At 73.8% G+C, this 11,967-nt stretch carries 10 protein-coding genes and 1 pseudogene; 3 read left to right on the forward strand and 8 right to left on the reverse strand.

From position 1 onward, the window contains the following. Positions 1-134, forward strand: a pseudogene (locus tag ACWDBB_RS35610) (2-oxoacid:ferredoxin oxidoreductase subunit beta); the annotation flags it as partial. A 124-nt stretch (positions 135-258) separates the two neighbouring features. On the opposite strand, the gene ACWDBB_RS35615 reads toward ACWDBB_RS35610, so the two are convergent. The 3 genes from ACWDBB_RS35615 to ACWDBB_RS35625 all read right to left on the reverse strand — a co-directional run bounded on the left by ACWDBB_RS35615 (position 259) and on the right by ACWDBB_RS35625 (position 2,785). Then, positions 259-639 (reverse strand): VOC family protein, encoded by a 381-nt coding sequence (locus tag ACWDBB_RS35615; RefSeq protein ID WP_449793552.1) that lies wholly within the window; start codon positions 637-639, stop codon positions 259-261. A gap of 171 nt (positions 640-810) precedes the next feature. Next, a complete protein-coding gene (locus ACWDBB_RS35620; RefSeq protein WP_449793553.1) occupies positions 811-2,439 on the reverse strand; it encodes an LCP family protein in 1,629 nt (542 codons plus the stop codon). Continuing rightward, positions 2,432-2,785, reverse strand: a complete 354-nt coding sequence (locus ACWDBB_RS35625; protein ID WP_449793554.1) for a DUF6542 domain-containing protein — start codon at positions 2,783-2,785, stop codon at positions 2,432-2,434. The genes ACWDBB_RS35620 and ACWDBB_RS35625 overlap by 8 nt, the downstream gene beginning before the upstream one ends. Positions 2,786-3,245: 460 nt before the next feature. Here ACWDBB_RS35625 and ACWDBB_RS35630 point away from each other — a divergent pair, with 460 nt between their 5' ends. Continuing rightward, on the forward strand, positions 3,246-3,902 hold the full coding sequence (locus tag ACWDBB_RS35630) for a TetR/AcrR family transcriptional regulator (RefSeq protein WP_449793555.1): 657 nt from the start codon (positions 3,246-3,248) through the stop codon (positions 3,900-3,902). Between the two features lie 76 nt (positions 3,903-3,978). Here ACWDBB_RS35630 and ACWDBB_RS35635 read toward each other — a convergent pair whose 3' ends face one another. The 4 genes from ACWDBB_RS35635 to ACWDBB_RS35650 all read right to left on the reverse strand — a co-directional run bounded on the left by ACWDBB_RS35635 (position 3,979) and on the right by ACWDBB_RS35650 (position 9,512). Continuing rightward, entirely contained in the window at positions 3,979-4,554 is a 576-nt protein-coding gene (locus tag ACWDBB_RS35635) for an RICIN domain-containing protein (RefSeq protein ID WP_449793556.1), read from the reverse strand. A gap of 37 nt (positions 4,555-4,591) precedes the next feature. Continuing rightward, positions 4,592-5,440 (reverse strand): peptidoglycan-binding protein, encoded by an 849-nt coding sequence (locus tag ACWDBB_RS35640; RefSeq protein WP_449793557.1) that lies wholly within the window; start codon positions 5,438-5,440, stop codon positions 4,592-4,594. Positions 5,441-5,486: 46 nt separating this feature from the next. Continuing rightward, complete coding sequence (locus ACWDBB_RS35645; RefSeq protein ID WP_449793558.1) at positions 5,487-6,389, reverse strand: CAP domain-containing protein; 903 nt, start codon at positions 6,387-6,389, stop codon at positions 5,487-5,489. A 183-nt stretch (positions 6,390-6,572) separates the two neighbouring features. Next, a complete protein-coding gene (locus ACWDBB_RS35650) occupies positions 6,573-9,512 on the reverse strand; it encodes an AfsR/SARP family transcriptional regulator (RefSeq protein ID WP_449793559.1) in 2,940 nt (979 codons plus the stop codon). A 133-nt stretch (positions 9,513-9,645) separates the two neighbouring features. On the opposite strand from ACWDBB_RS35650, the gene ACWDBB_RS35655 reads away from it, so the two are divergent. Beyond that, on the forward strand, positions 9,646-11,148 hold the full coding sequence (locus ACWDBB_RS35655) for an AfsR/SARP family transcriptional regulator (protein WP_449793560.1): 1,503 nt from the start codon (positions 9,646-9,648) through the stop codon (positions 11,146-11,148). Between the two features lie 24 nt (positions 11,149-11,172). Here the strand turns inward: ACWDBB_RS35655 and ACWDBB_RS35660 are convergent, their stop codons facing one another. Continuing rightward, positions 11,173-11,640 carry a hypothetical protein gene (locus ACWDBB_RS35660; protein ID WP_449793561.1) on the reverse strand — a complete coding sequence of 156 codons (468 nt, stop codon included), beginning with the start codon at positions 11,638-11,640 and terminating at the stop codon, positions 11,173-11,175. Between the last annotated feature and the right edge of the window lie 327 nt (positions 11,641-11,967).

Below are 11,967 nucleotides of genomic sequence, written 5' to 3' on the forward strand. Positions count from 1 at the left end.
GTGTCCTGCGCAGTGTCCAACGGCCGGTCTACGACGAGTTGATGGCCGAGCAGCTGGCCACCGCCACCGCCCGGGGCGGCCCCGGCGACCTGGCCGCACTCCTCACCGGCAACGACACCTGGACGGTGGACTGACCGTCCGCCGGATCGAGTGGAGCCCCCTGTCCCGCCGGACAGGGGGCTCCGTCGTTCACCGCTCAGCCTCGTTCACCGCTCAGCCTCGCTTGCCGTTCGGCCTCGCCGTACTGCTCGGCATCGCCTACTGCTCGGCCCACTCGGTCAGCTGGATCAGCACCCCGTTCGGGTCGGTGGTCTGGAAGAGCTTCTCGCCCCACGGCTCCTCGCGCAGCGGCAGGGTGATCGCGACCCCCTCCTCGCGCAGGCGCCGCTCCTCGGCGGCGACGTCCTCGACGACGAACGCCAGGATCACGCCGTCCGCGATCCGGTGGCGCTGCTCCTCCGGCAGGACCTCGAGGCCGCGCCGGAGGTAGACGACGTTGAATCCGCCGCCCGGGTGGGCGAGCGAGACGAAGCCGTCGGCCGACATCTCCTCGGTGTAGCCGAAGTGCCGCTGGAGGAAGGCGGCCGAGGCGCTGACGTCCTCAACGGTCAGGGAGACGGCGGTCTTGGTGATCTGCATGGCGGAGCCCTCTCGTCGATGCCTGCACGGTTATCCCGTACGCAGTACACTATACATAGTACGGAGAATCTCGCCAGGGGGTTGCCCGGGAATCCGCTCAGGGTTGCCGGAGAACGGCCGAGGGAGGCTCCCCGGGTGGGGAGCCTCCCTCGGAGGGCGGAGCGGGGCGTGTCAGAACACGCAGGGGATGCCGCCGTCGGACTCCGCGTCGACCATCGGGCCCTGCTGGGGCACGTTGGTGTCCGGAGCGGGCGGTGCGGCCGGGGCGCCGGTGGCGGCGGGCTTGTCGGCGGCGCTGCCGGTGAAGGCGGTGCCGAGGGTGACGGTGACGTGGTCGGCGGTGGCGGAGGCGGACTCGGTGGCGGTCACGCCGTAGCGGGCGGCGATCTGCTCGGCCGCGCCCTTGGCGCCCTTGCCGTAGGTGACGGTGGTGGTCTTCGGCTTGGTGGCCGCCGGGCCGGTCCTCCCTTCCTTGAAGCCCATGGCGACCAGGGCCTTGGACTCCGCGGTGGAGGTGACGCCGGGGGCGGAGGAGGCGTTGAAGACGTCCACGGTGACGCTCTTGGCGGCGGTCGGCGGCGTGGTCGCTACGGGCGCGACGGGCGCGGCCGTCGGGGCGGTGCCCTCGTCGGTCGGGGCCGGCGCCGGGCTGGTGTCGGCGTAGCCGAAGAGCTGCTTGACGATCTTCTGGATCTGCGGCGGGCTGACGATGTTGACGTCCTGGCCGTTGACCTTCCTGAGGTCGGCGACGGGGAGGGTGCGGAACTCCGCGTTGCCGCCGGTGAGGTTGGGGGCCTGCTGGGCGAAGTCCAGGACGTTCCACTCGTTGTCGATGACGAGGTCCTTCTGCACCACGCCCATCAGCTCCTGCATCTTGCCGAGGTCGCCGAGGACGCCCTTCTGCTTCAGGTTGTGCACGACGGAGGAGATGAAGGCCTGCTGGCGGTGGGTGCGGGCGAAGTCGCTGTCGTTGCCGTCGCCGCCGTCGAGGTTGTGGCGCTGGCGGACGAAGGAGAGCGCCTGGGAGGCGTTGAGCTTGTTGACGCCCTTGTGGAAGTCGGCGCCGGAGCCCTGGCCCTCCATGGCCGGGTCCTTGGTGTCGTGGGTGAGGCAGACCTCGATCGGCTGGAGGGCCTTGGCGATGTCGTAGAAGCCCATCAGGTTGACCTCGGCGATGTGGTCGACGGGCTGGTCGAGGAACTTCTGCACGGTCTGGATGGTGGCCGCGCGTCCGGCGTCGCGTCCGGCCTTCTCCAGGTCCGCGCCCTTGAGGCCCTTGGCCTGGAGGGCCGGCGTGGCCTTGTCCTTGGCCTCGCCGTAGGCCTCCTTGATCTTGCGCATGCCGACCTGCTTGCCGTCGCCGCTGTAGGTCATGACGTAGTCGTCGCGGGGTATCGAGACGGCCTGCACCTTGCCGCCGTTCGCCGGGATGTGCAGCAGGATCAGGGAGTTGGTGTTGTAGCCGCCGATGTCGGAGCTGTGGCCGGCGTGCAGCTCGTCCTGGACGAACTCGGGCGGGAGGTCCGTGCCGTCCATGTTCTTGCGGCTGTCCAGGCCTATCAGCAGCAGATTGACCGAGTTGTCCAGGTGTTTGGGGGCGTCCTTCTTGGTCTGGGCGATCGCGTTGGAGGTGGTCATTCCGTCGGTGAGCTGCTTGAACCCGTACCAGACCACCCCGCTGGCGGCGAACACCGCGAATCCCGCGGTGCAGGCCACCACCCGGCCCGCGATCAGCGCGGGGGAGGGGCGGCGGGGGCGGGGGGCCTCGGTGTCGCCCTCGTGCTCGGCGTTGTCAGCCATGCTGCCTCCTCCTCGCCCGGACCAGCCGGACCGCGATCACGATGACGGCCGCGGCCGCGGCCTCGGCCATCACGGGAAAGCCGTGCACCACCCACTTCGCGGCGCCGGTGGCCAGGCCCTTGCCCTGGTACCGGTCGCGGTGGGCGGCCAGTTCGACGACGGCCGTCGCACCCAGGACGACCAGCGGTGACGCGGCGAGCACCCACCACCAGCCGTTGCGGCCGCTCGACGCCGCCGCCAGGCCGGTGCCGAGCACCGCGCCCACCGCGAAGGCCAGTCCCATGCCGGGCCCGGAGAGTTCGTCGACCGCGGCGCCGGCGATCGGTAGCCCGACGGCGAGGGCCACGGGCAGTGCGGGGCCGCCGGGAAGGGGGCGGGGGTGGCCGACGGGCCCGCTCGCCGCCCGCCGTCGCGCCCCTCGGTCGGCTGACCGTCCTCGTTGCCCCGCCATGCCCTCACCCCCGGTGTTCCCGTGTTCCCTGCGCCCCGGTGGCGCGTCCGCGTCGCTCGTCGCCCACCCGTTCGAACGCATGGACGTCCAAACCTCGGATCGTCCGGATGTCCGGAAATCCGGTCATGACACTGCTCGTTCTGGACGCCGGTTCGGGTCGGCCGGTTCCCGCACGGGGTCCGGCCGGCCGAAATCGGGGAGACGCTTCCGCATGTCTCTACACAGGTGTAGAAGTCGTACGCAGCATAGAGCACACCTGTTCGGTGGGGAGGCCGGGTCGTTTGCGGTCCGGATAAACTACACCGGGTAGTTTTTGAGAGGGTCGGCCGATGCGCCGACGGAGGAGGAGAGCGCCGTGGCGACGACGGGCGGAGCGGGGCGGCCGGAGAAGCGCAAGGCGATCACGCAGGCCGCGACGGTGGTGTTCGGGCGCGAGGGGTACGTCCGGGCCAGCATGGACGCGATCGCGGCCGAGGCCGGGGTGTCCAAGCGGACGGTCTACAACCACTTCGCCGACAAGGAGAACCTCTTCCTGTCGGTGGCCCTGCGGAACTCGGCGGAACTGACCGAGCGGATCCGCGAGTTGATGGCGAAGTACCTCGACCGGGTGGTGGACCTGCGCCAGGACCTGACCGACTTCGCCGTCGAGCGGGCCCGCGCCGTGCTGTCCGCCGGGGAGCACGGCGCGCTCGGCCGGGCGATCCGCGCCGAGGTGGCCAACATCCCGGCGGACGTCCTGGAGGCCTGGCTGGAGGCCGGCCCGGTCGCCTCCCAGCGCGACCTCGCGCAGCACTTCGAGGCGCTCGCCGAGCGCGGGCTGCTCGCGGGCGGGGACGCCGCACTCGCCGCCGAGCAGTTCACCCTGCTGACCTTCCACGGCATCGCCGAGCGCTCTTTCTGGGGCGCGCTCCCGGTGGCGGACGAGGAGGTCCGGCGGGTCGCGACCGTCGGCGTGGACGCCTTCCTGCGGATCCACGGGGTGTCGGCGGCGGCGTCGACGGCACGGGGCTGAACGCACCCGGGCACGCGGACGGGGACGGGCCCGGTCCGCTCGCCGTCGGCGAGCGGACCGGGCCCGGTGATCGGTGTCAGCCCAGCAGCCAGCGCTGGTTCGGGTCCGCGGTGTCGCAGGAGGCCATCGAGACGGCCTGGTAGGTGCCGGGGGCCCTGAGGCACTGTCCGGTGGCGACGTTGCGGACCAGGTACCAGCCGCGGTCCTCGTCGGTCAGCCGCCACTTCTGGTTGGCCGGCATCCAGTCGCCCCGCGGCCGGTTGAGGCCGTCCAGCCCGCCGGGGGTGTCCTGGAGGCGGACCGAGCCCGAGCCGGTGTCGAGGCCGGCCACCTTGCTCAGCCCGTGCGAGATCGCGGTGGTGCCGTCGCAGTAGCCCCAGAACGACCAGGTCTGCGCGGGCGACTGGTTGGCGGTCCACAGGCCGATCGGCTGCCCGTTGACCTCGTTGCCGTTCAGCAGGTCGAGCGCGCCGCCGCCGGAGCCGTTGTGGACGTCCCACCGGGTCGTCAGGGCCGGTGCGGGGGCCTGGTCGCAGGCGTCGGCCAGGGTGGCCGCCTGCGCCGCCGGCGCGCCGGCCACGACCGCCCCCGCGACGGCCGCGACGGCGCCCAGCGAGGCGAGCAGCCTGCGGGTACGGGTGATGGTGCTCATCGGGATTCTCCTTCTGGTGTGGTTGACGGGCCCGGCGTCAGCCGCGCGGGACGGCGAGCGCGGCCCACTGCTTGGGGCCGGGGATGCCGTCGGCGTCCGCGCCGGAGTCGCCGAGCTTGTGCTGCCAGTTGCGGAAGGACTCGCGGTCGGCGTCGGACCACTCGGGCCCGGGGCCCTCGGCGTAGGCGGAGCAGCCCTCGGCGACGAGGCGCTCGCCCATCCGGGTGATGACGTCGCTGTTCCGGCCGTCCTGGAAGAAGTCCGCGCCGGGGAACGGCTCGTAGCCGTCGCCGCCGTCGGCCGCCGGGGCGGAGCCGGTCGGGGCACCGCCGCGGGGGCTGTCGTCCGCGGACGCCTCCTGCCCGAAGTAGAGCGCCCCGGACCGGTCCTTCCACTCCGGGTCGGCGAGGACCACGCCCTCGGCGAAGGCCGGGATGCCGTAGCCGTAGACCCAGTCCGAGCGGCGCTCACGGGTCTTGAGGTAGACGCCGTCGCCCTCGGAGCTGCCCCCGTCGTTGGTGTTGCCCTCGACGGTGGTGATGGTGGAGCTGGTGTAGGCGACGCAGATGCCGGTGTGGCTGCCGCCTCCGGGCCCGAAGAAGACCTGGCCGCCGATCACCGGGTACTCGGTGAAGCGTCCGCGCTCCTTGAACCAGGCGACGCCCTCCGCGCAGGAGGCGCTGACCGGGAAGAGGTCGGCGTTGCCGGACTGCTCGGCGCACCAGGCGACGAAGGTGGCGCACCAGGCCTCGCCCTGGGACCACTCCAGGCCGGCGACGGCGGGGGAGAACTTCTGGATGTTGTTCCAGTGTCCGCCGCTGCGGCCCTCGTGGTAGCCGACCTCGTCTCGGGCGATGCGGATCAGGTCCGCCGCGTTCGAGGACATGGGTGGGGAACTCCTTGTTGCTGGAAGGGACGTGCCGGTCGGGGTCTCAGGCCTTGCCGAAGGTCTGCACGTAGCGGCCCCAGTTGCCGCGCTGGCGGGGCGCGTAGCCGATGCCGATGTAGTTGTAGTCGGGGTTGAGGATGTTCACCCGGTGGCCGGGGCTGTTCATCCACATCTGCATCGCCTCCGGCACGCTGTTGCTCGGGGTGACGTTCTCGGCGGAGGAACGCGAGACGAAGCCGGCGGCCGCGATGCGGTCCCAGGGGCTGCTGCCGTCGGTGCCGTTGTGCTGGGTGAGGTCGTGCGAGGCCATGTCGTTGGCGTGCCGCTGCGCGGCCGCGCTGAGGCGGTCGTCCAGGCGCACCGGCGGGGCGCCGACCCGGCCGCGCTCCGCGTTGACGGCGTTCAGCATCTCGGTGCGGAAGTCGCCACCCCCGCCGGGCTGGGGCTGCGGCTGGGGCTGGGGCTGGGGCTGCTGCTGGCCGCCGCTGATGCCACCGGCCGGGACGAGCTGCCAGCGCTGCGCCGGGTTGGCGTCGTCCTGCCTGGCCAGGGTGAGGGGCGAGCCGGGGGCGGCCGCGGTGAGGAAGAGCATGCCCTCGTTGGTGCGGGTGGTGCGGATCCGGATCCAGTCGTTGTCCAGGGGCTCGAAGCACCAGTGCTGGTTGGGCTGGTTGTGCTCGTTGTACAGCCAGGTCTGGCCGATGGAGTAGTTGTAGTCCATGACCATGGCCTGGCCGCCGACGTGCTTGCCGACGGTCAGCTGGGTCTCCAGGAGGAAGCTGCCGTTCTCCTTGGCCCAGAACGTCCAGCCCTGGGCGGTGGTGCCGTTGGACCCCCAGGACTGGATGGCCGTGCCGGCGGAGGTCTGGCTGGAGCGGACGTCGGCGACGGTTCCGTTGGCGGACTTGAGCGTCCAGGTCTGGCCGTGCTGGGGCAGGGTGGGCATGGTGGCGCCTCTCGTCTGTGGTGTCGCCCGGGCCGCCACCGCGGCGGCCCGTGGCCTGACGAGAGAGACACTCCGGCACGGCGGTAGACGGCCGGTCAACGCGCGTAGTCCGGGCCCCCGTTGATGCCGCGTCTACCGCGCCGGCACCTCCCTGACCAGCACGTTTCCCGGTCGGTACGGCGTCTACCCGGCCAGCAGATCCCTGACCTGAGCCGCTTCCTCCGCGAGCCCCAGCCGCTCGAACACCTCCAGCGAGTCGGCCAGGCAGGCCCGGGCCTGGCGCGGGCGGCCGAGGCCCGTGAGCGCGGTGCCGAGCGTGCGCAGCAGGGCGGCCTCCAGGGAGGCGCTGGTGCGGCGGGCGAGGGGGAGGACGGCCTCGGCGGCGTCGACGGCGAGCAGCCAGCGGCCGGCCTCGGCGTGGATCCGGGCGGCGAGGTCGCCGGCCGCGGCCGCGAAGACGGTGACCTGGAGCGCGGCGAACTCCTCGCGGGCGCCGACGGCATGGGTGAGTGCCGCCTCCGGGTCGCCGCACAGCCGCAGGACCCGGGCGAGGTAGTAGCGGCCCGTCGCGGCGGAGACCGGGCCGGAGCGGCTCATCAGCCGGACGCTGCGCTCGGCGGCCTCCCGGGCCTCGTCGAGGCGTCCGGTCTGGGCGGCACTGAAGGCGAACTCCCCGAGCGCGCTTCCCTCGGCGCGCTGGGCGCCGAGGCGGTGGAACAGCTCGGCGGCGCGGCCGGCGTGTTCGGCGGCCTCGGCGAAGCGGCCGTGCGTACGGGCGTTGCTGCCGAGGGTGATCAGGGCCTTCGCGAGGACGCGTTCGGTGCGGTCGTCCTGTTCGGACAGGGCGACGGCCCGGCGGATCTCCTCCTGGGACTCGGCGTAGCGGTTGATGTGCCAGAGCATGCTGCCGCGCAGGTAGCGGGCGAGGGCGAGCGGCCCGTGTTCGCCGCGGGCGGCGGCCTGCTGGGCGACACGTCCGGCGAGGTCGACGATGACGCCGGTCTGGGTGCGTTCGGGCAGGACGGCGCCCATCCGGTCGGCGAGTTCGGCGGCGCGGTCGAGCGGCAGGGCCGGGTCGGCGCAGCCGAGGGCGATCGCGGCGGCGTGGATGTCGGCCTGGTCGCGCATCCAGCGGACGGCTTCGGCACCGTCGGCGATGGGCCGGCCAGGGGAGGCGACGGACGCGCCGAGCAGGCTGAGTTCGGCGGGTTCGGCCTTGCGGGCGGCGAGGTCGGCGTTGCGGGCGGTGGCGAGGCAGAAGTCCAGCAGCCGGTCGGTGGCGGCGGTGCGTTCGGCGGGGCCGTCCTCGGCCGCGAGCCGGCCGCGGGCGTAGTCGCGGACGAGGTCGTGGTAGCCGTAGCGGCCGTAGCGGGGGGAGTGCAGCAGGTTGAGGTCGACGAGGGTTTCGAGCAGGTCGTCGGTCTCGGCCTCGGTGCGGTCGAGCAGGGCGGCGGCGCAGGGCAGCGGGATGTCGGGGGCGTCGGGCAGGGACAGCAGGCGGAAGGCGCGGGCGAGTTCGGGGCTCAGGCGGTGGTAGGAGAGCGCGAAGGTGGCCTCGACCGTGCGTTCGCCGTCGGTGAGTTGGGCCAGCCGGTGCTCGTGGCGCAGCCCTTCGGCGAGTGCCGCGAGGGTGAGCGCCGGGTCGGCGGCGAGCCGGGAGGCGGCGATGCGGACGGCGAGCGGCAGCAGTCCGCAGGCCCGTACGACCTCGTCGGCGGCGGCGGGTTCGGCGGCGACGCGTTCGGGGCCGACGATGCGGGTGAGCAACTCCAGGGCCTGTTCGGCGGGCAGGGTGTCGAGGCGCAACTGGTGCGCCCCGGCGAGACCGGCCAGCCGGTGGCGGCTGGTGACGAGGACGGCGCAGCCGGCCGAGCCGGGCAGCAGCGGTTCGACGTGGCTGGGGGTGGCGGCGTTGTCGAGGACGACCAGGACGCGCCGTCCGGCCAGGGCGGAGCGGTAGAGCGCGCTGCGTTCGCCGGTGTCCGGCGGGATGTCGGCGGGGTCGACGCCGAGGGCGCGCAGGAAACCGGCGAGGACGGTGCCGGGGGCGGGCGGGGTGCGGTCGGCGCCGCGCAGGTCGGCGAAGAGCTGCCCGTCGGGGAAGCGGGCGCGGACCTGCCGGGCGACGTGCACGGCGAGGGTGGTCTTGCCGACGCCGCCCATGCCGTCCAGCGCGGAGACGACGACGGCCCGCCCGCCGGCTGCGGAGAGCTGGTCGACGAGGGTCTCGACCTCGTCCGCGCGCCCGGTGAAGTCGGGCAGGCCGGAGGGGAGTTGGTCGGGCGCCCAGCGGGTGTCCGCGGAAGCTCCGGCGGGTCCGGCGGTGGCGGGCTCGGGGGTTCTGCCGGCCGGAAGCAGGGCGGCGTCCTCGCGCAGGATGCGCAGCTGGAGTTCGGCCGGGGCCCGGTCGTCCGGAGGCAGTGCGGGGCGGGCGTCCTCGTACACGGCGAGCGCCTCGGCCTTGCGGCCCGACTGGTAGAGGGCGCGCATCAGGACGGCGGTGAGCCGGGGCCGGCCTGGGTGCTCCAGCGCCAGGGCGGCGGCCTCGGCGGTCAGGTCGGTGCGGTCACCGAGTTCGGCGTCCAGTTCCAGCTGCGCCTCCTTGGCCGAGATCCGCTGCTCGATGAGGAGGGCCCGGACGGCCTCGGCGTGCGGCCCGGGCAGGCCGGCCAGCGGCTCGCCGACCCAGAGCCGCTGGGCCTGCCGCAGCGCCTCCCGGACGTCCCGCGGCGGTGCGCCGGCCTCCCGCAGCCGTCCGGCCTCGGCCAGCAGCGCCTCCCACTCGGTGGCGTCGACCTCGGCCCCCGGCGCCCTGAGCGCGTAGCCGTCGCCGACCCGCACCAAGGGCATCAGCTCCGGGTCGTCCCCGGTGTGGGGCCGGAACGCGCCGCGCAGCCGGGAGACGGCGAGCTGGACGGCCTTGCGCGGGTCGGCCGGCGCGGCCCCGCCCCACACCCCCTCGACCAGGACCGGGACGGAGACCGTCCGCCCGGCGGCGGACAGCAGGACGGCGAGCACGGCCCGCTGCTGCGGCCGGCCCAGTTCCAGCTCCTGCTCCCCGTACCAGGCCCGCAGCGGACCCAGCAGTCCGAACCGCAGCCCGGCTCCCCCCATGTCACCCATGTCGTGTCCCCACCGTCGTTCCGCGCCGGGATTCCGCCACTTCCGTCCGTGCGGCGGCGCCCCCGTATCCCGGCGACCTATGCTCTGTCCTCACAGATTGTGCACCGGGGCGAGGGCTATCGAGGGGTGGGCTGTGCGGCTCGAATTCCGCGTGCTGGGGCCGCTGAGCGCCCGCTGCGACGGGCGGGAGGTCGATCTCGGCCGACCGCAGCAGCGGGCCGTGCTCGCCGCGCTGCTGCTCTCCCCGGGCCAGCTGGTGCCGACGGACCGGCTGGTCGAGGGCCTGTGGGGGGAGGACGACACCCGCTGGCCGAAGGACCCGACCGGGCAGATCGGCACCCACGCGCACCGGCTGCGCCGCGCCCTGGGAGAGCCCGGGCTGCTGGTCGCGTCGTCGGGCGGGTACCGGTTGGCGGTGCCGCGCGAGGCGGTGGACCTGTTCCGTTACGAGGCCGGGGTGGCAGAGGCCGTCGCGCTGCGTCACCAGGACGCGTTCCGGGCCCGGGAGCTGCTGGCGGCGGCGCTCGGCGCGTGGGAGGGCCGCCGGGCACTGGACGGCGTCCCGGGAGCGTTCGCCGAGCGGTCGCGGGAACGGCTGGCGGCCGGGCGGTTCGCGGCGGTGAAGGCGCTGCTCGACCTGGACCTGACGCTCGGGCGGCACGCTGAGGCCCTGGAGCCGCTGGCCGGGCTGGCGGCCGAGCACCCGCAGGACGAGGAGGTGCACCGGCTGCACCTGCTGGCCCTGCACCGTTGCGGCCGCACCGCGGAGGCGCTGGCGGTGTACGAGGAGCTGCGGGAGCGGCTGGACGGTGAGCTGGGGCTGGAACCGGCGCCCGCGGTGGTCGAGCTGGCGGAGCGGATCCGGCACGGGGACGCCCCGGTGCTGCCGCGGCGGCTGCCGCGGCCGTGCCAGCTGCCGCCGGACATCCCCGACCTGGTCGGGCGGGCGGCGCTGGTGCACGAGGCGGCGCGGGTGCTGCGGGAGGCCGGGGGCGGCCCGGTGGTGGCGGGGCGTGGGCCGGTGGCGGAGTCGTCGGGTCCCGTGGTGGGGCCAGGGCCGGTGGTGGGGCCTGGTCCGGTGTTGGGGTTGTCGGGGCCGGCGGGCAGTGGTGCGTCGGCGCTGGCGGTGCATGTCGCTCACCTCGTCCAGGACGCCTTTCCGGACGGTCAGTTGTACACGGGCGGTGGCGAGCCGTCCGCCGTGCTCGCCGGGTTCCTGCGCGCGCTGGGGGAGCGGCCGACGGCGGACGCGGACGTCGACGAGCTCGGCGCCCGCTTCCGGGAGGCGCTCGCCGGGCGGCGGGTGCTGGTGCTGCTCGACGGCGTGGCCGACCCCGGACCGCTGCTGCCCGGTACGGCCGGTTGCGCGGCGGTGGTCGCGGGTGCGGAACCGGGCACGTTGCCCGAGGGCGCCGTACGGCTGACGGTCGGACCGCTGGAGCCGCACGACGCCTACGAGCTGTTGGCCCGGATCGTGGGCGCGGAGCGGATCCGGCAGGAGCCGGACGCGGTGACGGAGGTGGCCGCGCTCTGCGGCCACCTGCCGGCGCTGCTGCGGACGGCGGCGACGCGGCTCGCGGCCCGGCCGCGCTGGTCGGTGGCCGACCTGGTCAGGTGGCTCGCCGAGCGGGGCTGAGCGCCGGGCCGCGGGAGAAGCGGTTCAGTACGGGTCCGAGCTGCGGAGCGTGTCCGTGAAGGGGTTGCTCAAGGGGGTGCGCGGGTTGTCCGGGTTGGCGTAGTCGACCCGGAGGCCGCCCAGTGGGGACACCGTCAGGATGGCGGTCTGCTGGGAGTTGGTCTTGTACGTGCCGCGGGCCCAGCAGACGTAGCCGCCGGCGCCGTAGACGACGAGGTTGCCGTCGCCCTGCATGATCGCCTTCTGGCCGCAGCCCTGGGTCCTCGGGGCGACCCACACCGGCGTCGGGTTCCACGTGGCGTACTTGTAGAGGACGAAGTTGCCGTCGCCCTGCATGTACAGCCGGGTGTCGCCGGATTCGAGGTAGTCGCCCGGGTAGAGCACCCCGGGCTCGCTCAACGTCGATCCGTACGCGGTGGCGGCCTGCGCGGTCCCGGCCGAGGTCATCGTCCCGGCCAGCGCCAGCATGCCGGCCGCTATCCCGATGGCCATGTGTCGCAGCGTCTTCGTCGCCTTCATGTTCCCCGTGGACCTCTCTCGTGCTGTCGGCTCTCGTCGTGCTGTCGGCGCCGACGAGGTCTTCGTGGCGTCCGACGGGAAGGAGCATGGAGGGAGGCGGTAGACAAACGATGAACGCGACGCCGGGGCGGTCGGCCCACCCCGACGGCCGGGCCGGGGCCGTTTGGCATCGGCCCGGAGGAGGAGTACTGTTCTCTAGTCGCTCGGCAGGGAGCACCGGACACGCATCGGCGCGGACGGTCCCGGGGCGGCCAATCCTCTGAAACACCACTTCCCAGGTTCGGGCTGGGTCGCGTCGGC

Source organism: Kitasatospora sp. NPDC001095 (assembly GCF_053598615.1).